General features: G+C 72.1%; 14 protein-coding genes and 1 pseudogene. 2 read left to right on the forward strand and 13 right to left on the reverse strand.

Annotated elements, in window-relative coordinates:
* Window positions 1-43 precede the first annotated feature (43 nt).
* Window positions 44-778, forward strand: a complete 735-nt coding sequence (locus tag ACJX2R_RS37635; protein WP_413103714.1) for an SDR family oxidoreductase — start codon at window positions 44-46, stop codon at window positions 776-778.
* A gap of 19 nt (window positions 779-797) precedes the next feature.
* Here ACJX2R_RS37635 and ACJX2R_RS37640 read toward each other — a convergent pair whose 3' ends face one another.
* The 12 genes from ACJX2R_RS37640 to ACJX2R_RS37695 form a co-directional block, all read right to left on the reverse strand.
* The gene (locus tag ACJX2R_RS37640) at window positions 798-1,550 is read right to left on the reverse strand and encodes a sirohydrochlorin chelatase (RefSeq protein ID WP_413103715.1); all 753 of its coding nucleotides are present in this window, start codon (window positions 1,548-1,550) and stop codon (window positions 798-800) included.
* Between the two features lie 44 nt (window positions 1,551-1,594).
* Window positions 1,595-2,569, reverse strand: coding sequence for an ABC transporter permease (locus tag ACJX2R_RS37645; RefSeq protein ID WP_413103716.1), 975 nt, complete (start codon window positions 2,567-2,569; stop codon window positions 1,595-1,597).
* Window positions 2,556-3,380, reverse strand: a complete 825-nt coding sequence (locus ACJX2R_RS37650; RefSeq protein WP_262699410.1) for an ABC transporter ATP-binding protein — start codon at window positions 3,378-3,380, stop codon at window positions 2,556-2,558. Before ACJX2R_RS37650 ends, ACJX2R_RS37645 begins: the two co-directional genes overlap by 14 nt.
* Before the next feature lie 68 nt (window positions 3,381-3,448).
* Window positions 3,449-4,606, reverse strand: coding sequence for an aliphatic sulfonate ABC transporter substrate-binding protein (locus ACJX2R_RS37655; protein ID WP_413103717.1), 1,158 nt, complete (start codon window positions 4,604-4,606; stop codon window positions 3,449-3,451).
* Window positions 4,607-4,810: 204 nt separating this feature from the next.
* On the reverse strand, window positions 4,811-6,178 hold the full coding sequence (locus ACJX2R_RS37660) for a sulfate adenylyltransferase subunit 1 (RefSeq protein WP_262699412.1): 1,368 nt from the start codon (window positions 6,176-6,178) through the stop codon (window positions 4,811-4,813).
* Window positions 6,179-6,180: 2 nt separating this feature from the next.
* The gene (gene cysD / locus ACJX2R_RS37665) at window positions 6,181-7,119 is read right to left on the reverse strand and encodes a sulfate adenylyltransferase subunit CysD (protein ID WP_262699413.1); all 939 of its coding nucleotides are present in this window, start codon (window positions 7,117-7,119) and stop codon (window positions 6,181-6,183) included.
* Window positions 7,120-7,246: 127 nt separating this feature from the next.
* Window positions 7,247-7,837, reverse strand: a complete 591-nt coding sequence (gene cysC / locus ACJX2R_RS37670) for an adenylyl-sulfate kinase (protein ID WP_182471527.1) — start codon at window positions 7,835-7,837, stop codon at window positions 7,247-7,249.
* Window positions 7,819-8,520 carry a phosphoadenylyl-sulfate reductase gene (locus tag ACJX2R_RS37675; protein WP_413103718.1) on the reverse strand — a complete coding sequence of 234 codons (702 nt, stop codon included), beginning with the start codon at window positions 8,518-8,520 and terminating at the stop codon, window positions 7,819-7,821. The genes cysC and ACJX2R_RS37675 overlap by 19 nt, the downstream gene beginning before the upstream one ends.
* Window positions 8,517-8,702 (reverse strand): hypothetical protein, encoded by a 186-nt coding sequence (locus tag ACJX2R_RS37680; RefSeq protein WP_210949678.1) that lies wholly within the window; start codon window positions 8,700-8,702, stop codon window positions 8,517-8,519. Before ACJX2R_RS37680 ends, ACJX2R_RS37675 begins: the two co-directional genes overlap by 4 nt.
* Window positions 8,699-10,393, reverse strand: coding sequence for a nitrite/sulfite reductase (locus tag ACJX2R_RS37685; RefSeq protein WP_413103719.1), 1,695 nt, complete (start codon window positions 10,391-10,393; stop codon window positions 8,699-8,701). The genes ACJX2R_RS37680 and ACJX2R_RS37685 overlap by 4 nt, the downstream gene beginning before the upstream one ends.
* A 221-nt stretch (window positions 10,394-10,614) precedes the next feature.
* Entirely contained in the window at window positions 10,615-10,698 is an 84-nt protein-coding gene (locus tag ACJX2R_RS37690) for a putative leader peptide (protein WP_309471194.1), read from the reverse strand.
* A 92-nt stretch (window positions 10,699-10,790) separates the two neighbouring features.
* Window positions 10,791-11,324, reverse strand: coding sequence for a GNAT family N-acetyltransferase (locus tag ACJX2R_RS37695; protein ID WP_413103720.1), 534 nt, complete (start codon window positions 11,322-11,324; stop codon window positions 10,791-10,793).
* A gap of 683 nt (window positions 11,325-12,007) precedes the next feature.
* Between ACJX2R_RS37695 and ACJX2R_RS37700 the strand changes: the two genes are divergently transcribed.
* Window positions 12,008-13,297 (forward strand): YhjD/YihY/BrkB family envelope integrity protein, encoded by a 1,290-nt coding sequence (locus ACJX2R_RS37700; RefSeq protein WP_413103721.1) that lies wholly within the window; start codon window positions 12,008-12,010, stop codon window positions 13,295-13,297.
* 125 nt (window positions 13,298-13,422) lie between these two features.
* Here the strand turns inward: ACJX2R_RS37700 and ACJX2R_RS37705 are convergent.
* Window positions 13,423-24,714: pseudogene (locus ACJX2R_RS37705) on the reverse strand (SDR family NAD(P)-dependent oxidoreductase); the annotation flags it as partial.
* Window positions 24,715-24,729: the final 15 nt, after the last annotated feature.

Consider the following 24,729-nt stretch of genomic DNA (forward strand, 5'->3'; position numbering starts at 1 on the left):
CAGGTCTTGGACGCCGTCGCCGGTCCGGGATTTGAATCGGGGCATGGAAAAGTACAACGGAAAGCGCGCCCTCATCACCGGTGGCAGTAGCGGAATCGGCCTGTCGATCGCACGTCTGCTGGTGGCCGACGGCGCTCAGGTGATGGTCACGGGACGCAAGGAAGCGGCGCTCGAAGCGGCGAGTAAAGAGGGGCTGGTCGCGGTTCGCAGCGACGCCACCTCAAAAGCCGACATTGATTCCTTGGCCGGGAAGGTCGAGGAGGCGTTCGGTCAATTGGACGCGGTGTTCCTGAATGCGGGCATCACCGACTCGGTGTCGTTCGAGGCGACGACCGAGCAGGCGTATGATGCCGTCTTCGCGGCCAACACCAAGGGCCCCTACTTCACCTTGCAGCGGTTGCTTCCACTGCTTGCCGAGGGCAGCGGCGTGGTGCTGACCACGTCGATCTCGAACGTGCTGGGGCAGTCGGACCATGGTGTCTACGCGGCGAGCAAGGCGGCTCTCCGGTCGATGGCGCGAACCTGGGCTCGCGAACTGCTGGCGCGTGGCGTACGCGTCAACGCGGTGAGCCCGGGGCCTATCGACACGGGAATTCTGCACAAGAGCCTGCCCGCCGAGGTGGCGGATGAAATGGCCGCGGGTTTCGCCGCCCAGATTCCGATGGGGCGTATAGGGAATCCGGAGGAGGTCGCGCGTGCTGCCATTTTCTTCGCCTTCGACGCGACCTACACCACCGGCGCCGAACTCGTGGTGGACGGTGGCGGCACCCAATTGTGACGCCGCCTGTTTGAACTGGTTAGGCCGTCAGCAGGGCCGGGGGTGCCGTGCGCGCCTCGTCGTAGCGGGTCAGGAGGAGGCGGCCCAGTTCCGGGGCGGGGCCCAGGACGGGGGCCAGGAGGTCGGCCCCCGCGGCCTCGGCGCCGTGGGCGATGCGGTCGGGGAGGCGGCCGGGGGCGATGACGTAGGGGGCCACGGCCACCCGGGGGACGCCGTCCGCGCGCAGGGCGCGGACGGCGTCCTCGGTGCGGGGAAGAGAGGCGGAGGCGAACGCGGGTCGCACGGCGCACCATCCGGTGTGCCGCCACTCCCGCGCGATTTCAGCGATCACCGCGATCGCCTCCGGGTCGGTGGACCCCGCCGAGGCCAGGACGACCCCGGTCGAGGAGCGGTCGGCGGGGCGCAGCCCCGCCTCGTACAGGCGGCGTTCCAGGGCGTCCACGAGCAGCGGGGACGGGCCCAGGACGTCGGCCTGGCGGACGGAGAGGCGGGGGTGGCGGGCCGTGGCCTCGCGCAGCACCGCCGGGATGTCGGTCTTCGCGTGGAAGGCGCGGGTCAGCAGCAGCGGGAGGGCGATCACCTCGGTGGCGTCCTCCGCGGCGAGCCGGGCCAGCACCTGCGGTACGCGCGGCGCGTTGAACTCCAGGAACGCCGCCTCCACCCGCAGCCCCGGCCGCAGCGACCGCACCCGCGCGCGCAGCGCGTCGACGGTCGCCGCATGGCGGGGGTCGCGACTGCCGTGGGCGATGATCAGCAGGGTCGGGGCAGACATGGTGATGGCTCTCCGTGGCCTTCCGTTCGGTGGGTTCGGTTCGGTCAGCGCGTGCTCGCCAGCAGGCCGCGGCTGCGCAGCACCCGGCGCTCGATCGGGGCGAAGATCAGCAGCTCGATGGCGATGCCGACGACGAGGATCAGGAGGATGCCGAGGAGCACCCCCGCCATATCGGAGTTGTTGCGCTGGTTCTCCAGGTACTGGCCAAGCCCCAGGCCCAGGTCCGGGGACTTGGCGATGATCTCGGCGGCCATCAGCGAGCGCCAGGCGAAGGCCCAGCCCTGCTTGAGCCCGGCGACATAGCCGGGCAGCGCGGCGGGCAGCAGGATGTGCCGGGCGCTGACCAGGCCGCGGGCGCCGAGGGTGCGTCCGGCGCGGAGGAACAGCGGGGGCACCTGGTCGATGCCGGCCACCAGCCCGTTGGCGATGGAGGGGACCGCGCCCAGCAGGATGACGGTGTACATCATCTGGTCGTTCAGCCCCAGCCAGATCACCGCGGGCGGCACCCAGGCGACCGACGGCAGCGACTGGAGCCCGGACAGGATCGGGCCGAGACCGGCGCGGATGAACTTCACCCGGGCGACGACCAGACCCAGCGGGGTCGCGATCGCCAGCGCGATGAGGAAGCCGAAGAGACCCCGCGAGACGCTGGTCCAGATGATGTCGAGCAACTCGCCCTGGAGCCACAGCTGGCGCAGCGAGTCCCAGACCAGCCCCGGGTCGGGGAGCTTGTAGTCGGGGGTGACCTTCGCTACGACCAGCACCTTCCACAGGGCCAGCACGAAGGCGACGGCCACGATGGGCGGCAGCACCTTCTGGACCAGCACCTCGGCCGGTGAGACCCGCTTGGTCTGCACCGCGTCCAGCGCGTCCAGACCGGCCTCCAGGCCCGCCAGGTCCTGCCCGGGACCGGCCTTCGCCGTGGACTTCTCCACCGACTTCTCGATGGACCGCTTCCCGCCGTTTCCGCCGTCGGCTTCCTCGACCGCGGTGCCGCGGGTGGTCTTACTGCTGGCCATGGCGGCGGATCTCCCCACGCAGTTCTTCGGTGATCTCAACGGACAGGTCGGCGACGGCCGAGTCCTCGATGCGGCGCGGCTGCGGAATGTCCACGGTCCACTCGCGGACGACCCGCCCCGGCCGGGAGGACAGCAGCACCACGCGCTCGGCCAGCCGGACGGCCTCGCGCACGTTGTGGGTCACGAAGAGCACCGAGACTCCGGTCTCGCTCCAGATCCGGGTCAGCTCCTCGTGCAGCACATCGCGGGTGATGGCGTCGAGCGCGGCGAACGGCTCGTCCATCAGCAGCACGCTGGAGTCCTGCGCCAGCGCGCGGGCCAGCGCCACGCGCTGCCGCATCCCTCCGGAGAGCTCGTGCACCCGCTTGCCGTAGGCGCCGCTGAGCCGCACCAGCTCCAGCAGCCGCTCGGCCCGCGGCCTGCGGTCGGCGCGCGGCACCCCGCGCAGCCGCAGCGCCAGCTCGATGTTCTTCCCCGCGGTCAGCCAGGGGAACAGGGCGTGCTCCTGGAACATCAGGGCCGGCCGGCCGCCGGGGACCTCGATGGCCCCCGAGGTCGGCTTGTCCAGGTCGGCGATCAGATTGAGCAGCGTGGACTTACCGCAGCCGGAGGCCCCCAGGATGCAGACGAACTCCCCGGGGCGCACCTGGAGGTTGATGTCCTCGAGCACGGGCTGGGCCGCCCCGGGACGGCCGAAGGCCTTGTGGACATGGTCGATCGAGACGGATCCGGTGGCGTCGGCGGGGCCGGGGGAGCCCGCCGTCGCGGTGCTCGCCCGGTCGTCCTTCTCGGTGGTCAGTGCCGGGGACATCCGGTCACCTCCTGATGAATGCGTACATGCGTGTACATGAGTACGGTGCGTACGGGACGGACGGGCGGCTACTGGCTGCCGAGGCCCGCGGCGGAGACCGCCGGCTTGCCCTCGGCCTTCAGGACCTTGTTCAGCGGGCCCAGGTCGTAGATCCCCTTGAGATCGGGCTTCTCCAGAAGCCCCGCCTGGACCGCGTGGTCGGCCTCGGTGTTCAGCGTCGGGGCCAGGGGGTCGTCGGTGACCTGGATGGACTTCCACGCCGGGTCGATCACCTCGGCGGGCAGCGGCTTGCCGGTCTCCTCCTTGAGCGCCGCGTTGGCCGCGTCCTTCGCCTGCTCGGGGTTGGCCTTGATGTAGGCGTTGGTCTTCACCGAGCCGCGCAGCACGGCCTCGACGACCTTCGGGTGCTCCTTGAGGAACGACTGCTTCACGATCAGGTTGGTGATCACGAACTTCTTGTCCGGCCACAGCGAGGACTCGTCCAGCAGCACCTTGCCGCCGTCGGCGACCAGCTTGGACGCGGTCGGCTCGGGCACCCACGCGCCGTCGATGGCACCGGACTTGTACGCGTCCGGCGTCACCTTGTTGTCGCTGCGGACCACCGACACATCGCCCTTGCCGCTCTGGGCGTCGACCTTCCAGCCCTTGCTCTTGACCCAGTTGAGGAACGCCACGTCCTGGGTGTTGCCCAGCTGCGGGGTGGCGATCTTCTTGCCCTTGACATCGTTGAGCGTCTTGATCTTCTTCGGGTTGACCACGAGCTTGACACCGCCCGAGACCGAACCGGAGATGATCTTGAGGTTGGAGCCGTGGGACTTCACATAGCCGTTGATGGACGGCGACGGGCCGATCCAGCCCATGTCGATGGAGCCCGCGTTGAGCGCCTCGATCTCCGACGGCCCGGCGTTGAAGACGTACGGCGCGACCTTCGTGCCCTTGAGCTCCTGCTGGATCGGGCCGCCCTTGCGCAGCCCCACCAGGGCGGTGGCATGGGTGAGGTTGGCGAAGTAGCCGACCTTCACCTTGTCCAGCCCGTCGACCTTCTCACCGCCGGCCGCCGGGACCGCCGAGGATCCCGTGTCGTCGCTCTTCTTCTCCGAGCCGTAGCCGCAGGCGCCCAGCGCGCCCATCAGCAGGGGGAGGACGGCCGCCGCCGCCAGGATCCGGGTGCGGCGGTGGGGGCGCTCGGCTGGTCGCGGAGCTATGCGGCGGACGGCAGACGACACGGGGGTGTTCCTCTCGACGGGCCGGGGCGGCGTCAGAGGACGCCCGGCAGTTCAGACGGCTTTCGGCGGCGGTGCTGGTGGACGGGTGCGGACTGCGGCGTCAGCGCACACATCGTCCGACCCCGCCCTGCCCGCTGCCGAGCGCCCCGCTGCCCACGCGGCCGCCCTCCTTGGCGAATGTCGAGAACACCTCACCGGCCATCGTCAGAAGTCCCATCCCTCGTCGTCCCGCGCGGCCTCGGCGCCCTTGGCCGGTGCCGCGAAGGAGTCGCCCGCCATTCCGGCGGTGAGCGTGGTGCCGTCGGCCGGGTCGATCAGCAGGAAGGAGCCGGTGCGGCGCGAGGCGTCGTACGCGTCAAGCGCCAGCGGCTCGGAGGTACGCAGCACGACTCGGCCGATGTCATTGGCGGCCAGCTCACCCGGCGCCGGGTGGTGCGACAGATCGGCCAGCGTCAGCCGCGACGGAATGTCCTTGATGATCGCCTTCACCGTGCGGGTGGTGTGCTTGAGCAGCACCCGGTCGCCCACGCGCAGCGGACGGTCGTGCAGATGGCAGACGGTGGCCTCGACGTCCCTGGTGGTCTCGGGCGCGTGGTCGCTCGGCGCGAGCAGGTCCCCGCGCGAGATGTCCAGGTCGTCGGCGAGGGTGAGGGTCACCGACTGCGGGGCCCACGCCACGTCCACCATCGCGCCCAGCGCGTCGATCCCGGTGATGGTGGACGTCCGGCCGGACGGCAGCACGGTGACGGCGTCGCCGACCCGCAGCACACCGGAGGCGATCTGGCCCGCGTAGCCGCGGTAGTCGGGGTGCTCGGCGGTCTGCGGACGGATCACGTACTGCACCGGGAAACGCGCCGGGTCCTGGGACGGGTCGGTGCCCACCGGCACGCTCTCCAGGTGCTCCAGCACGGTCGGGCCGCCGTACCAGTCCATGTTCGCCGACGCGGTCACCACGTTGTCCCCGGCCAGCGCCGAGATCGGAATGGCCGTGATCTCCGGGACGCCCAGCGAGGCCGCGTAGGTGGTGAACTCCTCGGCGATGGCCGCGAAGACCGGCTCCGCGTAGTCCACCAGGTCCATCTTGTTGACGGCGAGGACCACATGCGGGACCCGCAGCAGGGCGGCGACCGCGGCATGCCGCCGGGTCTGCTCCACCACGCCGTTGCGCGCGTCCACCAGGACGACCGCGAGCTCGGCGGTGGAGGCGCCGGTGACCATGTTGCGGGTGTACTGCACATGGCCGGGGGTGTCGGCGAGGATGAACCGCCGCTTCGGCGTGGCGAAGTAGCGGTAGGCGACATCGATGGTGATGCCCTGCTCCCGCTCCGCCCGCAGCCCGTCCGTCAGCAGCGCCAGGTCCGGCGCCTCCTGGCCACGGCTGCGCGAGGCGTGTTCCACGGCCTCCAGCTGATCGGCCAGCACCGACTTGGAGTCGTGCAGCAGCCGCCCGACCAGCGTGGACTTACCGTCGTCCACCGAGCCCGCGGTGGCGAACCGCAGCTGCGAGGTGGCCGCGGACCGCTCCACGGCGGCCGCCGCGGCCTGCTCCTCGGACGTCAGATCGCTCGTCATGGTTAGAAGTACCCCTCGCGCTTGCGGTCCTCCATCGCGGCCTCCGACAGCTTGTCGTCGGCGCGGGTCGCACCCCGCTCGGTCAGCCGGGAGGCCGCTATCTCATCGATGACCTGCTCGATGGCCACCGCGCTCGACTCGACGGCGCCGGTGCAGGACATGTCGCCCACGGTGCGGTAGCGCACCATGCGCCGCTCCACGGTCTCGCCGTCCTTCGGACCGCCCCATTCGCCGGGCGCCAGCCACATGCCGGCGCGCCGGAAGACCTCGCGCTCATGCGCGTAGTAGATCTGCGGCAGGTCGATCTTCTCCCGGGCGATGTACTGCCACACGTCCAGCTCGGTCCAGTTGGACAGCGGGAAGACCCGGACGTGCTCACCGGGGGAGTGGCGGCCGTTGTAGAGCTGCCACAGCTCGGGGCGCTGCCGCCGCGGGTCCCAGCCGCCGAACTCGTCCCGCAGGGAGAACACCCGCTCCTTGGCGCGGGCCTTCTCCTCGTCCCGGCGGCCACCGCCGAAGACCGCGTCGAAGCGGTTCTTCTCGATGGCGTCCAGCAGCGGCACGGTCTGGAGCGGATTGCGGGTGCCGTCCGGGCGCTCGCGCAGCCGGCCGTCGTCGATGAACTCCTGGACCGAGGCCACGTGCAGCCGCAGCCCGTGCCGGGCGACGGTGGCGTCCCGATAGGCGATGACCTCGGGGAAGTTGTGCCCGGTGTCCACATGCAGCAGCGAGAACGGGACCGTCGCCGGGGCGAACGCCTTGAGCGCGAGGTGCAGCATGACGATGGAGTCCTTGCCGCCGGAGAACAGGATCACCGGCCGCTCGAACTCGCCCGCCACCTCGCGGAAGATGTGCACCGCCTCGGACTCCAACGCGTCCAGGTGCGAGAGCGCGTACAGGCCCGCGCCCTCGCCCGCGTTGATCGCCGTCACGGTCGTCATGCCGCGCCCCTTTCGTTCGCTCGGCTGCGGTAGTAGCTTCCCGTCATATCGGCCGATTCGCTGTGGGTACGGCGCCCGGGTGCGGGGAGCGCCATGGCCCGTGACTCGGTGGCCGCGCGTGTGTGGCTCACAGCAGTCCCCTTTCACTCAACAGCAACCGCACCTCGGCCGCCGACTCCTGCACGCTGTTCCTGTGGGTTTCGATGCGCAGATCCGGGTCGGCAGGGGCCTCGTAGGGGTCGTCCACACCGGTCAGACCCGACAGCTCGCCCGCCGCCTGCTTCGCGTACAGCCCCTTGACGTCCCGCTCGGAGCACACCTCCACGGGCGTGGCCACGTGGATCTCCAGATACGGGGTGCCCTCGCGCTGGTGGCGCTTGCGCACCGCCTCCCGGCTGTCCTCGTACGGCGCGATGACCGGCACCAGCACCGTGACCCCGTGGGAGGCCAGCAGCTCGGCCACGAAGCCGATCCGCTGGACGTTGGTGTGCCGGTCCTCGCGGGAGAACCCAAGACCCGAGGAGAGGAACTCGCGGATCTCGTCCCCGTCGAGCACCTCCACCCGGCGGCCCTCGCCGCGCAGCCGCTCGGCCAGCGCATAGGCGATCGTGGTCTTTCCCGCGCTCGGCAGACCGGTCAGCCACACCGTGGCACCGGTGGTCGTGGGGGCGCTCATCTCGTTCTCCTGGTCGACAGCCATCAGCCGTGCAGCCCGCATTCGGTCTTGTTGCTCCCCGCCCAGCGGCCGGACCGGTTGTCCTCGCCCTCCAGAACCCGACGGGTGCAGGGCGCGCAGCCTATCGACGGATAGCCGTCCATCAGCAGGGGGTTGGTCAGCACACCGTGCTCGGCGACATAGGCCTCGACGTCCGCTTGCGTCCAGCGGGCGATCGGCGAGATCTTCACCTTACGGCGCCGGGCGTCCCAGCCAACGACCGGGGTATTGGCGCGAGTTGGCGATTCGTCCCGGCGCAGCCCCGTGGCCCAGGCGTCGTACTCTCGCAGCCCCTCCTCGAGCGGCTTGACCTTCCGCAGCGCGCAGCACAGGTCGGGGTCGCGGTCGTGCAGCCGGGGGCCGTACTCGGCGTCCTGCTCGGCCACCGTCTGGCGCGGGGTCAGGGTGATGACGTTGACGTCCATCACGGCCGCCACCGCGTCACGGGTGCCGATGGTCTCGGGGAAGTGGTAGCCGGTGTCGAGGAAGACCACGTCGACGCCGGGGAAGGCGCGGGAGGCGAGGTGTGCCACCACCGCGTCCTCCATCGAGGAGGTGACGCAGAAACGCGATCCGAAGGTGTCCGCCGCCCAGCGCAGGATGTCCAGCGCCGGGGCGTCCTCGAGCTCGTGGCCCGCCTTCTCGGCGAGCCCTTCGAGATCGGTGTCCTCAAGCCGTGTCGTCATATCGCCGTGCCCCCTTCATCGATCGGGTCGCGCCGCAGGCCCTTGGCCAGCAGCCCGAGGAACGACAGGCGGAACGCGCGGTTGCAGGACGCGCATTCCCACGCGCCATGGCCCTCCTCCGAGGGACGCAGATCCTCGTCCCCGCAGTAAGGGCAGTAGAACGGCGCGGCACGTTCACTCATTTCAGGGCGTCCTCACTGGCTCGCCCCGCCCAGGTGGCGAAGCGCTCGCCGTCCTCGCGCTCCTCCTGGAAGCGGCGCAGCAGCCGCTCCACGTAGTCGGGGAGCTCGGCGGCGGTGACCTTCAGCCCGCGCACCTTGCGGCCGAAGCCCGGCTCCAGGCCCAGGGCGCCGCCCAGGTGCACCTGATAGCCCTCGACCTGCTGGCCGTTGTCGTCCATGACCAGCTGGCCCTTGAGACCGATGTCCGCCACCTGGATACGGGCGCAGGCGTTCGGGCAGCCGTTGAGGTTGATGGTGATCGGCTCGTTGAACTCGGGCAGCCGGCGCTCCAGCTCATCGATGAGCCAGGAGCCGCGCGCCTTGGTCTCGACGATCGCCAGTTTGCAGAACTCGATACCGGTGCAGGCCATCGTGCCGCGCCGGAACGGGGACGGCTTGACCTGGAGGTCCAGCGCCTCCAGCCCCGCGACCAGCGACTCCACCTGGTCCTCGGTCACATCGAGCACGATCATCTTCTGCTCGACGGTGGTGGTCAGCCGCCCGGAGCCATGTGCCTCGGCCAGGTCGGCGATCTTGGTGAGGGTGGCGCCGTCCACCCGTCCGACGCGCGGTGCGAACCCCACGTAGTAGCGGCCGTCCTGCTGGCGGTGGACGCCGATGTGGTCACGCCACTGCTGGACGGGCTGCTCGGGCGCCGGGCCGTCGGACAGCGGGCGCTTCAGGTACTCGTCCTCCAGCACCTGGCGGAACTTTTCCGGGCCCCAGTCGGCGACCAGGAACTTCAGCCGGGCGCGGTTGCGCAGCCGCCGGTAGCCGTAGTCGCGGAAGATCGAGGTGACCCCGGCCCAGACCTCCGGGACGTCCTCCAGCGGGACCCAGGCGCCGAGCCGGACGCCGATCTTGGGGTTGGTGGACAGCCCGCCGCCGACCCACAGGTCGAAGCCGGGGCCGTGCTCGGGGTGGCGGACGCCGACGAACGCGACGTCGTTGATCTCGTGCACCACGTCGAGCACCGGGGAGCCGGAGACCGCGGTCTTGAACTTCCGCGGCAGGTTGGAGAACTCCTTGCTGCCGATGTAGCGCCGGTGGATCTCCTCGATGGCGGAGGTGCCGTCGATGATCTCGTCCTCGGCGATCCCCGCCACCGGCGAGCCGATGATCACACGCGGGGTGTCACCGCACGCCTCGGTGGTGGACAGCCCGACGGCCTCCAGCCGCTTCCAGATCTCGGGCACGTCCTCGATCCGGATCCAGTGGTACTGGATGTTCTGCCGGTCGGTGATGTCCGCGGTGCCGCGCGCGAACTCCTCCGAGATCTCGCCGACGACCCGCAGCTGCTCGGTGGTCAGCCGGCCGCCGTCGATCCGCACCCGCATCATGAAGTGCTCGTCGTCCAGCTCCTCCGGCTCCAGGATCGCGGTCTTGCCGCCGTCGATCCCGGGCTTGCGCTGGGTGTACAGACCCCACCAGCGCATCCGGCCGCGCAGATCGGCACCGTCGATGGAGTCAAAGCCGCGGTGGGCGTAGATCGTCTCAATGCGTGTCCGCACATTGAGACCGTCATCGTCCTTCTTGGTCTGCTCGTTGCCGTTGAGAGGGGTGAAGTGCCCCGCGGCCCACTGGCCTTCGCCGCGGTGGCGTCCGGCCTTGCGGCGGGGCGTGGCGCTTGCGCGTTCCGGGGTGGCAGCCATGGCGGTGTATGTCCTTCGATGCGGCTCTGGTGCGGCGGGTAGTACGTGGGCGCGCACCGTCTGACCTGCGCATGCGCAGGCGGGCAGGGGTGTACGGCGGTGACCGGTGCGAATGCGGCGGGGAGTGTCGAGGCGTGCGCGCCCGCCCACGTCGTCGGGGGCGAGCGGAAGATGCGGTGGTGCTGCCCGGGGCCTTGATGACGGCCCTGTCGAGGTGCGGGTCAGCCCGCCGGACAGATCGCGCTGGACATGCGGCCGAGGTCGACGTGGCGTCGACTCACCAAGGCGATTCCAGCTCGAGACATGATGGAAGCGTCGCATGGTGGTCTCTGACGAGTCCACCTTTATCCATTATGCGGACGATTCTGTCTCGGAATGCAAGACGCTGTGGTGTTGGTCACTCCTCGTCCGACGTCTTGACGCCGAACACCCGGAAACCCCGGCGGCGGTAGTTGTCCAGCGCGTACGGCCCGTCCTTGCTGCATGTGTGCAGCCACACCCGCTTGGTCGGTATCCGGTCCGGCCGGCGGTCGGCCATGTCCCAGGCGCGGGAGGTCCCCCAGGTCAGCAGATGCCCGCCGATGCGGCGCCCCCGGAAGGTGGGCACCAGCCCGAAGTACGCGATCTCCACCACGCCCTCGTCCTGGCCCTCCAGCTCGATGTACCCGGCCGGGGTCCCGCGCTCGTACGCCACCCAGGTCTCCACACCGGGCCGGTGCAGATACTCCTCCCACGCCTCCCGCGACCACACCAGCCGGTCGGTCCACGCCACGTCCGAGCCCACCGCCGTGTAGAGGAAGTGGCTGAACTCGGGGCTCGGCACCTCGGCCCGGACGATCCGCACCCCCGCCGCCGCGGGCGGCTCCTGCGCCGGGCTGAGGTCGGAGGGGGCGGTCTGCTCCAGGTGCCAGGTGGTCACGGTGGTGGTCATGTGGACAGATAACCATGGGCACCGTTGACTCGCCTTGACGGGTGCGCTGCACCGCTACTGCTCGGGGGCGAGCGTGCCCGGCGACTACAACGTGCTCGCGCGGTTCGGCAAGGTGTGCGGCGCCGGACAGCGGGAGGGGGTTGGGGTACCCCTCCCGAAAACGTTTGACAAGTTAGTTGCTTCAGATCAAGCGTTTTTCCGAGGGGTACCCGGAGGGGCCGTCAGTCCGGCACCGGCCCTAGCTTCCAGGCGCGGATGCCGCCACCGGCGCCGGCGCCCACCGGCCCGGCACCCGGCGATGGCGCCGCGCCCTGGGATCGTGCTGCCGCCGTCCTCGACGGTCCACGGATCCGCAGACGAAGGAGACGAAGACGACCATGGCTGTGACCAAGCTCAGCCACTCCGACGCGGCGAACCGGCTGCGCGGCGCCGGGATCTCCTGGACCTCCAGCGGGGGCTGCTGACCCGCGGCCCGCACGTTCCCACCGACCGTCCGGACGGCTGCAACGCGGCGCAACCTTTGCGCATGGCTGTACCCGGCACGGACAGTGGGCCCGGCTGGCGGAGGGTGGTGCCGAGTCGGCGCGGCATCCCCTCCGCCAATGCCTGCGCGGCGACCATTTGCGCGGATTCGGCCTGGTCACCGGATGAGCGGCGGTGAAAACCCCCGATACGGTGAGAAGGTGCAGCCAGCAGAAGAAACATCGAAGCCGTCCGGCCGGCTCCGCAAGGCCCGCGCCCTGTACCGCAATGTGTCCAAGCGCAGGACGGCCTGGCTGCTGCTCAAGGACACGATCAATTCCTGTATGGAGTACCGGGTCACCGGGCTCGCCGCCGAAGCGGCCTTCTTCACCCTGCTGTCGCTCCCGCCCCTGCTGCTCGCCCTGATCGGACTGCTCGGCTACTTCGACGCCTGGACCAGCACCGACACGGTGGCCACCATCCGGCAGAACATCCTCGACGCCTCCGCGACCGTGCTGTCCGACCGGGGCGTCAAGGAGATCGCCCGGCCGCTGCTGGACGATGTGATCAAGGGCGGGCGTCCCGATGTGATCTCGCTGGGCTTCGCCATCGCCCTGTGGTCCGGCTCCCGAGCGGTGAACGTGTTCGTGGACACCATCACGATCATGTACGGGCTGGAGGGGAAGCGCGGGATCGTCAGGACCCGCCTGCTGTCCTTCCTGCTCTATCTGGTGGCGCTCGTGGTCGGGGCGGTGGCGCTGCCGCTGATGGTGATCGGGCCGGAGGCGGTGGTGGACCTGCTGCCGCCCAGCGGGGACCTCGTACCGGTCCTGTACTGGCCGGTGGTGATCGTGCTGTCCATCGCCTTCCTCACCACGCTCTACCACGTGTCCGTACCGGTCCGCTCGCCCTGGCCGGAGGACATTCCGGGGGCGTTGGTGGCCCTCGCGATATGGGTGCTGGGCAGTTTCCTGCTACGGATCTACCTGGTGCATACGGTCGAGGGCCCGACGATCTACGGCTCGCTGGCCGCACCGGTCGCGGTGCTGCTGTGGATCGGGGTGTCCGCCTTCGCGGTGCTGGTCGGGGCGGCGGTCAACGCCGCGATCGACCGGGTCTGGCCCTCGGTGGCCACGGCCGCCGGGCGTGCCGAGCGCGCCGCCCTCGCCCGGGAGGAGGCGGCCCGGCTGCGCGGGAAGGAGCAGCGCACGGCGGACGACGGCGCGGCGGAGATCACCCCGCCGTCGGAGTTCCCCGAGCGCTGGGCCCAGTTCCTGCCGCACGGCGACATACGCTCCCGGCTGCACACGAAGCGCGAGGCGGGCGAGAAACCGGGGGAGAAGCCAGGCGAGAAACCGGGCGAGAAACCGGGCGAGAAGCCGGGCGGGAAGGCCGCCGGGGAGGCCGGGGAGCCCCGGACGCCCAGGCAGGGGCCGAGGCATCCGGATGTACGGTCCGCGGCGGACGGCGCGGACGACACCGCGGCGGACGACGACCACCCGGTGCGCTGACCGCGCCGCGCCCTACCCCGCCTTACCCCACAGGGGTGAACCGCACCGGCAGCCGCGGGAGGCCGCGGGCACGAGGTTCGGATTCGGGCGGGTCACAGACCGCGTTCGGTGAGCCAGTTCTCGATGGCCTCCGTGGTCTCGGGGAGGTGGTGCTCCATGATCGTGAAGTGGTCTCCCGGGGTGGCCCGGGCGGTGTGCGGGAAGGGCCAGACCGCGCGCCACGCGTCGCCCTCGAACCCCTCGTCCTGGTGGGGCATGGGCTCGGCCGCGCTCAGGAAGAACGTCGGGCTCTGGGCGGGCCGCAGGGCGCACTCCTCCATCAGCAGCGCGTTGTAGCGCCCGCTCGCCGAGAGCTTCGCGCCGGTCAGCGCGAAGTCGCCGAGCAGTTGCTCCCGGGAGTCCAGGCCCTCGTTCAGCGCGATGTGGGTCTTCTCGGAGAACTGGTGGGTGGCCTCGAAGGTGTCGAGCAGCACGACCGCGCCGGGTGGCAGCCCCGCCCCCTCGGCCCGCTCCGCCAGGGCGTAGGCCAGCAGCCCGCCCATGGAGTGGCCGACCAGGACGTAGCGCTCGGTGCCGATTGCCGCGCGCAGCTGGTGGAGGTGCAGCTCGATCAGGGCGTCGAAGCTGTCGGCCACCAACTCGCCTTCGAGATAGCCGGGGTTGACCAGCGAGAGCACATCCCGCCTGCCCTCGAACATTTGTGCCATCATCCCGTACTGGATCGGCCCGGCGGTGGCGGTGATGGCGGGCAGACACACCAGCGTGGCCCGGGTGCCGTCGCCACTCGCCATCTTCACCGGCGGGAGGACGTGGTCGGCGGCGTCCTCGGCGGTGAAGGACGGCCGGAGCCGGCCCGCGGCCTGGATGAGCGCCATGCCCACCGACTGGGCGCGGCCGCTGGCGTACGCCTGGTGGTAGAGGGTGGTGAGGCTGTCGTAGGGGTCCGACTCCGGGGCCGCGGTGGCCTTCGCCAGCTCCATCTCGATGGCGGACGGCGGCGGCGCGGAGCCGTCGGGCGCGGTCTCGGACGCGGTCTGCTCCGGTGGCGTGGTGTCATCGGCCACGGGCGCGCTCGGCCGGATGGCGGCCCGGCTGTCCACCAGCGTGGCCAGGTGCCCGGCGAGCCGGTCCACGCTCGAGTGCTCGAACGTCGCCGTGGCCGACAGCCGGAGCCCCAGCAGTGTGGCGAGCCGGTCGCGCAGATCGATCCCGCGCACCGAGTCCATGCCGAGCGCCAGGAACTCGGTGTCCGGGCCGATCTCGGCGTCCGCCTCGTGGTGGAGCACCGCGCGCAGCTGTTCCCGGACGAGGTCCGCCAGCAGCCGCTCCCGGTCCTCGGGCGCCGCGTCCAGGACGCGCTGGGCGGCGGCGGTGTCCTGCGGCCGGGGGCGCGGCCGTTCGCGCCGTACGGGGCGGGCCGCACGCTCCTCCGCGGCCGCCCGCAACCGGTCCGCGGACACCGGCCGCAGCGTCAACTCGTCGATCTGCGCGAGCGGTTGACCGTCGTCGCCCGTGAGATGGACGCCGATGGCATCCGGGCCGACGGCGGACAGCCGTACCCGTACGGTGGCGGGCGGGACGGTGTCCGGGGCGGAGTGCGGCCGGACACCGGTCCAGGAGAACGGCATCCGGATCGGCGTGCCCGCCGACTCCGCCCGGTCGAAGAACCCGCCGAGGCCGATCGCGTGCAGGGCGGTGTCGAGCAGCGCGGGGTGCAGCGCGAAGCCGTCCACCGGTCCGCCACCCTCCCCCTCGCTCAGGGCCACCTCCGCGTAGACGTCCCCGTCGTGCCGCCAGGCCGCCCGCAGTCCGCGGAAGGCCGGGCCGTAGTCGAAACCGTCGGACGCCAGCCGGTCGTAGAAACCCGTCAGGTCGACGGCACGGGCACCGGGCGGCGGCCAGGTGGCGGCCATCTCGGCGAACGCGGCCGTGCCACCGCCCTCCTGACCGTCGGGGTCTGCCGGGTCCGGTGCCACGACGGCCCGCACATGGCACGTCCAGCCCGCCGCCGTGTCCCCGGCCGCCGACTCGCGGCGGGAGTGCACGGTGAGCTCCCGGTGGCCCTCCTCATCGGCCTCGCCCACCTGGACCTGGAGGTCGGCCGCCTCGGTGGCGGGCAGGAACAGCGGCTCCTGGAGGGTGAGTTCGGGCAGGTGCGGGCAGCCGACCGTACGCCCCGCGTACAGCGCCCAGTCGAGGAACACACTGCCGGGCAGCACCACACCGCCCAGCACCGCGTGGTCGGCGAGCCAGCGGTGAGTGGTCTGCGACAGCCGCGCGGTGAACAGCACGGTGTCGCTCCCGGCCGGGGTCACCGCTCCCGCCAGCAGCGGATGGCCCACCGCCGTGAGCCCGGCGCCGCCCGCGTCCCCGGTGTGCTCGGGCGCGTCCAGCCAGTACCGCCGCGCGCGGAACGCGTACGTCGGCAGATCGACGGGCCGCCCGCCGTCGAACGCGGTCGCCCACGCCACCGCGCCACCGGCCACGAACAGCTCCGCGAGCGCCGTGAGCAGCCGCTCCCGGCCGCCCTCGTCCCGGCGCAGCGTGCCCACCACCACGGCCGCCGAGGTGCCCTGCGGCGTCCGCCCGGTCCGCTCCTCGGTCCGCTCCTCGACCGTCCGCTCGGTCCGCTCCTCGACCGTCTGCTCGATCCCGGGGATCAGCACCGGGTGCGGGCTCACCTCGATGAACACCGTGTGCCCGGCGTCGGCCAGGGTGCGGGTCGCGTGCTCGAACCGTACGGTCTCGCGGAGGTTCCGGTACCAGTACTCCGCGTCGGCGCTCGCGCCGTCGAGGAGGGCGCCGGTCACCGTCGAGTACATCGGCACCTCGCCGGGGCGGGGCGCGATGGGCGCGGCCAGTTCCAGCAGCCGCTCACGGATCCGTTCGACCTGTGGGGTGTGCGAGGCGTAGTCCACCGGGACGCGGCGCGCCCGCACCCCGTCCCGTTCACACGCCGCCATCAGCTCGTCCAGCGCCGCCGCGTCCCCGGCGACCACGGTCGAGCCGGGCCCGTTCACGGTGGCCACGCAGATCCGCTCGCCCCAGGGCGCCACCAGCTTCCCGGCCTCGTCCACCGGCACGGGCAGCGAGACCATGCCGCCCCGGCCGGCCAGTTCGCTTCCGATCAGCCGGCTGCGCAGCGCGACGACACGTGCGGCGTCGTCCAGCGAGAGCACCCCCGCGACACACGCCGCCGCCAACTCGCCCTGGGAGTGCCCCACCACCGCGGCGGGCTCGACCCCATGGGACCGCCACACCCGCGCCAGGGACACCATGACCGCCCACAGCACCGGCTGCACCACATCGACGCGATCCAGCGACGGCGCGCCGGGGCGTCCGCGCACCACATCGAGCGGCGACCACTCGACATACGGGGCCAGCGCCCGCGCGCAGTCGTCGAACGACTCGGCGAACTCCGTTGAGACGTCCAGGAGTTCGGCCGCCATCCCGGCCCACTGCGAACCCTGTCCGGGGAACACGAACACCGGCCCCGACCGGTCGGCCTCCACGGACCGGTCCGTGGACACACTCCGCACCACGCCGGTGGCCGGTTCGCCACGGCCGAGCGCCGCCAGCCGGTCCAGGAAGTCCTCCCGGGTACGGCCGACCACCACGGCGCGCCGGCCGAAGACGGCCCGGGACAGCAGCGAGCGGGCCACATCGACGGGCGCCAAGCCGGGTTCGGCGGCCAGCCGCTCCCGCAGCCTGCGGGCCTGGTCGCGCAGGCTGTCGGCGCTCTTCGCCGAGAGCACCCACGGCACCGCCACCGGCGTCGGCTCAGTGGGAGTGGTGGCGTCCGGCGCCTCCTCCAGGATCACATGGGCGTTGGTGCCGCTGATCCCGAACGACGACACCGCGCCGCGCCGGGGCGCACCGGCCGAGGGCCAGTCCTGGTTCTCCGTGGCCAGCCGCAGCGCACCGGCCGTCCACTCCACCCGCTCGGTGGGGCGTTCGGCGTGCAGGGTGCGGGGCACGACGCCGTGGCGCAGGGCCAGCACCATCTTGATGACGCCCGCGACCCCGGCCGCGGCCTGGGTGTGGCCGAGGTTGGACTTCACCGAGCCCAACACCACCGGCCGGTCGGCGGGCCGGTCCCGGCCGTACGTGGCGAGCAGGGCCTGTGCCTCGATCGGGTCGCCCAGCGACGTCCCCGTGCCATGCGCCTCGACCACGTCCACATCGGCCGCCGTGAGGCCCGCGTTCGCCAACGCCTGCCGGATGACCCGCTGTTGGGCCGGGCCGCTGGGCGCCGTGAGGCCGTTGGACGCGCCGTCCTGGTTGAGCGCGGAGCCCCGGAGCAGCGCCAGCACCCGGTGGCCGTGGCGGCGGGCGTCGGACAGCCGCTCGACCACCAGCATGCCGACGCCCTCGGCGAAGCCCATCCCGTCGGCCTCGGCGGCGAACGCCTTGGAGCGGCCGTCGGGGGCGAGCCCGCCGACCCTGCTGAATTCGACGATCGGCCGCGGGGTCGACATGACCGTCACCCCACCGGCCACCGCGAGGCCGCATTCGCCCTGCCGTACCGCCTGCGCGGCCAGGTGCAGCGCCACCAGGGACGAGGAGCACGCGGTGTCCACGGTGATGGCCGGGCCCTCCAGCCCGAGGGTGTAGGCCACCCGTCCGGTGGCCACGCTGGCCGCGCTGCCGTTGCCGAGATAGCCCTCGAAGCCGTCGGCCAGCTGCTCGGGGAAGCGCGTGGCGTAGTCGTTGTAGATCAGCCCCGCGAAGATCCCGGTCGGGGTGGCGCGCAGTGCGGTGGGGTCGATGCCCGCGTGTTCGAACGCCTCCCATGTGGTTTCCAGCAGCAGCCGCTGCTGGGGGTCCGTGGCCAGCGCCTCACGGGGCGAGATGCCGAAGAACTCGGCGTCGAAGTCGGCCGCGTCGTACAGGAAGCCACCGGCCGGCGCGTAGCCCCCGTCCCCGGGCGCGCCGGGGCGGCCCAGCTCGGCGTGCCAGCCGCGGTCGTCGGGGAAGGGGCCGATGGCGTCCCGCCCTTCGGCCAGCAGCCGCCACAGCTCCTCGGGCGAGCGCACCCCGCCGGGGAAGCGGCAGCTCATCCCGACGATCGCGATCGGGTCGTCGTCATGGGCGGCCGCCGCCGCGGGGGTGGGGACAACGGTGGGTTCGCCGTCCGGCGCCAGCAGCCGCAGCAGCTCCGCCACCAGCGCGGCCGGGGTCGGATGGTCGAAGACGGCGGTCACCGGAAGCCGCAGCCCGGTGGCCGTGCCGAGCCGGTTGCGCAGTTCCACGGCGGTCAGCGAGTCGAAGCCCAGGTCCCTGAAGGAGCGGTCCCCGGCCACCGCGTCACCGCCCGCATGCCCGAGCACCACGGCGGCCTGGGCCCGTACGAGGTCGTTCAGCGTGCGCTCGCGGTCCGCCGGGGACAGCGCGGCCAGGCGAGCCCGCAGCCCGCCGCCGCCCGAGGCCGTGTTGGCGGCGCCGCGCCGGACCGTCGTCGTACGGACCAGTCCGCGCAGCAGTGGCGCGGGCTCGCCGTGGCGGCGCAGGGCGGCCACGTCCAGCCGGACCGGAACGCTGAGCGCGCGGGGCGCCCGTATGGCCGCGTCGAAGAGCGCCAGCCCCTGGTCGGTGGTGAGCGGCCGTACGCCCTGACGGCGCATCCGGTCGAGGTCGGTGGCGCCCAGGCCACCGGTCATCGTGCCGCGTTCGCCCCACAGGCCCCAGGCGAGGGCGTGCGCGGGCAGGCCCTGGTCGCGGCGGTGCCGGGCGAGGGCGTCCAGAAACGCGTTGGCGGCCGCGTAGTTGCCCTGGCCCGCCGAGCCCAGCACCCCGGCGGCGGAGGAGAAGAGCGCGAACAGCGCCAGATCCCGGTCCCGGGTCAGCTCATGCAGATTCCAGGCCGCGTCCGACTTGGGGCGCAGCACGGTATCCAGCCGCTCGGGGGTCAAGGCGGAGACCACACCGTCGTCCAGCACTCCGGCCGCGTGCACCACACCGCGCAGCCCCGGCAGGCCGTCCAGCAGCGCGCCCAGCGCCGTCCGGTCGGAGACATCACACGCCACCACCCGGGTGGTGGCGCCCAACTCGCCCAATTCGGAGGTGAGTTCGCGTGCTCCGGGGGCGTCCGGGCCTCGGCGGCCGACGAGGACCAGGTCGGTGACGCCATGGCGGGTGACCAGATGCCGGGCCACCGCCGAGCCGATGACCCCCGTGCCACCGGTGATCAGCACGGTGCCGTCGATCGCGTCCTGGGGAGGGGTGAGCACCACCTTTCCGGTGTGACGGGCCTGGCTGACATGGCGGAACGCCTCCCGCGCCCGGCAGGTGTCCCACGCCGTCACCGGCAGTGGCGCCAGCACACCCGCCTCGAACAGCTCGGTGAGATGGGCCAGCATCGCGCCCAGCCGCTCCGCCCCGGCCTCGGCGAGGTCGAACGCCCGATAGCCGACGCCCGGCCATCGCGCGGCCACCTCATCGCCGTCCCGGACGTCCGTCTTGCCCATCTCGATGAACCGGCCACCGCGCGGCAGCAGCGTCAGCGAGGCGTCGATGAACTCCCCGGCCAGGCAGTTCAGTACGACATCGACGCCCCGGCCACCGGTCGCGGTCAGGAAGCGGTCGGCGAACTCCAGGGTGCGCGACGATGCCACCCGATCGGCCGGAACGCCCATGCCCCGCACCACGGACCACTTCGGCTCGCTCGCGGTGGCGTACACCTCGGCCCCGAGATGGCGCGCCAGCCGTACCGCCGCCATCCCCACGCCACCCGCGGCGGCGTGTACCAGAACCGACTCGCCCGCACGCACCCGGGCCAGCTCGACCAGGGCGTAGTAGGCGGTCAGGAACGCGGCGGGCACCGACGCCGCCTGCGGAAACGTCCAGCCGTGAGGCATCCGTACGACCATCCGGGCGTCGGCCACCGCCACCGGGCCCGCATACGCGCCCGACACCAGCCCCATCACCCGGTCGCCCACCGCGAGGCCGTCGACACCGGGGCCGACCTCCAGCACCACACCGGAGCCCTCGGCCGCGAAGACCCCTTCACTGCCGGGCCCAAGGCTGGGTACGACGCCCAACGAGAGAAGGACATCACGGAAGTTGACGCCCGTGGCGCGCACCGCGATCCGCACCTGGCCCGGGGCCAGAGGCGCCTCGGCCCCCGGAGCGGGCACGAGCCGCAGCCCCTCCACGGTGCCCCCGGTGTCCAGGTCCAGGCTCCAGGCCCCTTCGGGGGCCGTCAGCATGTCGGCGTCCGACGGCGAGACCCGGCCCAGCCGGGGTACGGACACCGCTCCGGCGCGCACCACGAGCTCGAGCTCACCCGTGGCGAGGGCGCCGGCCAGCGCCGCGGCGGACTCGGGAGCACCGTCCAGATCCACCTGTGCGAACCGGCCCGGGTGCTCCGAGCACACCGAACGCCACAGCCCCCGCACCCCGGTCAGGGCCAGCTCGGCCCGCTCGCCCGGGAACGCCGCCACCGCGCCCCGGGTCACCAACGCGAGCCGGACACCGTCGAGTTCGGGATGGCTCAGCCATTCGCGTACCGTCGCAAGCACGGCCGCCAACCGGTCCCGGCTGGCGGCGGGCACATCGGCCACCCCGTCCGGGGCTTGCGCCGGGAGAGCGGGGAGCACCACCAGCGGGGGCAGCGGTGTGCCGGTGCGTACGGCGGCGAGGAGCGCGGCCACATCCGCGTGGACGGGGGCGTCGGGGCCGTCGGGCAGGGCAGTGCCGAGCACCGCCATGGGCTCCGTGCCCTCCTCGGACGGCCGGAGGGGCAGCGGCGTCCAGATGACCTCGAAGAGCGCGTCCGGGGCCGCCCCGGTGGCGACCGTCAGCGCGTCGGCCGTCAGGGGCCGTGAGACCACCTCGTCGATGGTGAGGATCGGCAGCCCGGTGAGGTCCGTCATCCGCACCGAGATTCCACCTGGCCCCGTGGGCGCTGTCCGCACCCGGGCGACGGTCGCGCCCGTGGCATGCAGCCGCGCCCCGGAGAACGACAGCGGCATCATCCGCTCCGTCTCGCCCTCCAGGAGCCCCACAAGACGCGTCTGCAACGCCGCGTCCACCAGCGCCGGATGCACACCGAACCGGTCGGCGCCACCGGCGGCCGACTCCGGCAGCCGCACCTCGGCGAACATCTCCTCGCCCCGGCGCCATACGGCACGCACGCCCTGGAACACCGGGCCGTAGCCATAGCCGTGGTCCGCCAGCCGCTCGTAGAACGCGTCGATGTCCACCGGATCCGCGCCGGTGGGCGGCCACTGGACCTCGGCCTCCACCTCGGCGCCCATGAGCACATCACCGGGCGCTGCGGACGCCGTCAGCGTCCCCGTGGCATGACACACCCAGTCCGCCGGATCGTCGTCCTGCTCCGGGCGGTGCGGCCGGGAGTGCAGCCGTACGGCGTACGCGCCCCGCTCGTCCGCCGCGTCGACACCCACCTGGATGTCGAGGGCGGTGTCATCGGACGGCACGGTCAGCGGGGTGTGCAGAACGAGCTCGTCCAGCCGTTCGGCGCCCACGTGCTGCCCGGCCCCCAGCACGAGCTCCAGCAGGGCCGCGCCCGGCACCAGGACCCGGTCCAGCACCATGTGGTCGGCCAGCCATGGCTGCGTACGGGTGGAGATCCGGCCCGTGAACACGAACCCGCCGCCCTCGGCCATGCTCACCCCGGCCGCCACCAGCGGATGCCCCACCACGGACAGCCCCGCGCCCGCGAGGTCCCCGATCCGCTCGGCCGCCGAGAGCCAGTAGTGGCGGCGTTGGAAGGGGTAGGTGGGGAGGTTGGTGGGGGTGGGGTTGTTGGGGGTGAGGATCGTGGGCCAGTTGGGGGTGAGGCCGTGGGTCCAGAGGGTGGCGAGGGAGGTGAGGAGTTGTTGGGTGTCGCCGTGGTCGCGGCGGAGGGTGCCGGTGGCGTGGGCGTTTGTTTCTTGGATGGCGGTGGTGAGGACGGGGTGGGGGCTGGTTTCGAGGTAGAGGGTGTGGCCGTCGGTCAGCGAAGTTCGCAGGGTGTCGTGGAAGCGGACGGGTTCGCGGAGGTTGCGGTACCAGTACTCGGCGTCGAGGGTTTCGCCGTCGATGGGGGTGGCGGTGACGGTGGAGTACATGGGCACATGCCCGGCGTGGGGGGTGATGGGTGCGGCGAGTTGGAGGAGCTGTTCCCGGATGCGTTCGACGTGGGGCGTGTGGGACGCGTAGTCGACTGGGATGGCGCGGGTGCGCAGTCCGGCGTTCTCGGCCGCGGCGGTCACCTCGGCGAGCCCGGTGGGGGTTCCGGCGATGACGGTGGAGGCGGGCCCGTTGACGGTGGCGATCCAGACGTCGTCGCGGCCGGTCAGCAGGTCGTGCGCTTGGTCGGCGGAGGTGGCGAGGGAGATCATGCCGCCGTGTCCGGCCAACTCCTGCGCGATGAGGCGGCTGCGCAGCGCCACGAGCCGTGCGCCGTCCTCCAACGAGAGCACACCGGCTACGCATGCGGCGGCGATCTCACCTTGTGAGTGGCCGATGACGGCGGAGGGTTCGATGCCGAGCGAACGCCACAGCTGGGCCAGGGACACCATGACGGCCCAGAGGGCGGGCTGGACCACATCCACCCGCTCCAGCGCGCTTCCGTCCGAGGTATCGCGTAGGACGTCGAGGAGATTCCACTCGATGTGCGGGGCGAGGGCCTGGGCGCACCGGTCGATGGACTCGGCGAACACCGCAGATGAGTCGAGCAGTTCGGCGGCCATGCCGACCCACTGTGACCCCTGCCCCGGAAAGACGAAGACCGCGCCGGACGGCGGTTCTTCCGGGGCCACTCCGCTGACCACGTGGGTGGCGGGCTCGCCGGTGGCGATGGCGTCCAGCCCGGCGAGGAAGGTGTCCCGGTCGGCGGCGACGACCACCGCGCGGTGTTCGAGCGCGGCCCGGTGTTGTGCGAGCGTCCAGCCGATGTCGGCGAGGTGCCGGTCGCTCGTGGCCGCGAACGTCAGCAACTGCGCCGCCTGGGCGCGTAGCGCGGTCTCGGAGCGTGCCGAGATCACCCATGGCAGCGCGCCCTCCGTGGGCGTGTCCTGGGATGTGGGGTCCGGCGTCGGGGTCGCTTCGAGGATCACATGGGCGTTGGTGCCGCTGACTCCGAACGACGACACCGCCGCGCGGCGCGCCCGTCCCGCCTCGGGCCAGGGCGCGTTCTCCGTCACCAGATCCACCGCGCCGGAGGCCCAGTCCACCTGCGGCGTCGGCTCGTTCACATGCAGGGTGCGCGGTACGACGGCATGGCGCATCGCCATGACCATCTTGATCACACCGGCCACCCCCGCCGCGGCCTGGGTGTGGCCGAGGTTGGACTTCACCGATCCCAGCAGCGCGGGGCGTTCGGCGGGCCGGTCCTGGCCGTACGTGGCGAGCAGCGCCTGTGCCTCGATGGGATCGCCCAGCGCCGTACCGGTCCCGTGCGCCTCGATCACGTCCACCTCGGACGGGGCCACGCCCGCGTCGGCCAGCGCGTCCCGGATCACCCGCCGCTGGGCGGGGCCGTTGGGCGCGGTGAGGCCGTTGGAGGCGCCGTCCTGGTTGACGGCGGTGCCACGGATCACGCCGAGCACCTGGTGGCCGTTGCGGCGGGCGTCGGACAGCCGTTCCACCAGCAGCAGCCCCACGCCCTCGGCCGCGCCCATGCCGTCCGCGGCGGCGGAGAACGCCTTGCACCGGCCGTCCCGGGCCAGCCCCTGCTGCCTGCTGAACTCGGTGAACAGATCCGGTGTGGACATCACGGCGACACCGCCGACGACCGCCATCCCGCACTCACCGTTGCGCAGCGCCCGCACCCCCAGATGCATGGCCACCAGCGACGACGAACACGCGGTGTCCACGGTGAGGGCCGGGCCGGTCAGCCCGAAGGTGTAGGCGATACGCCCGGAGACGACACTGCCCGCGACACCGGTCATGGCATGGCCCTCGACCTCCTCCGGGATCGCGGGCAGCCTGCTGCCGTAGTCATGGAAGCTGGCGCCGATGAACACCCCGGTCCGGCTGGAGCGCAGCGACGACGGTTCGATGCCCGCCCGCTCGAACAGCTCCCAGGACGTCTCCAGCAGCAGCCGCTGCTGGGGATCCATCGCAAGCGCCTCACGCGGGGAGATGCCGAAGAAGGAGGCGTCGAACTCGCCCGCGGTGTGCAGGAATCCACCCTCGGCGGTGTACGAGGTGCCCGGCCGCTCGCCATCCGGGTCGGCCAGCCCCGCCAGATCCCAGCCACGGTCGACCGGGAACCCGGAAATGGCGTCCCCGCCACCTTCGACGAGCTCCCACAGCGCCTCGGGCGAGGCCACCCCGCCGGGGTAGCGGCAGCTCATCCCCACGATCGCCACCGGCTCGGCGGCCGCCGACTCCGCCGCCCGCAGTTGCGCCCGCGTCTCCTTGAGCTCCGCGGTGACCCGGGTCAGATAGTGGCGGAGCTTGTGCACATCGTCCATGTCGGG

This window comes from Streptomyces sp. Inha503 (genome assembly GCF_047215865.1).
In the GTDB taxonomy this organism is placed as follows: Bacteria; Actinomycetota; Actinomycetes; order Streptomycetales; family Streptomycetaceae; genus Streptomyces; species Streptomyces lycopersici.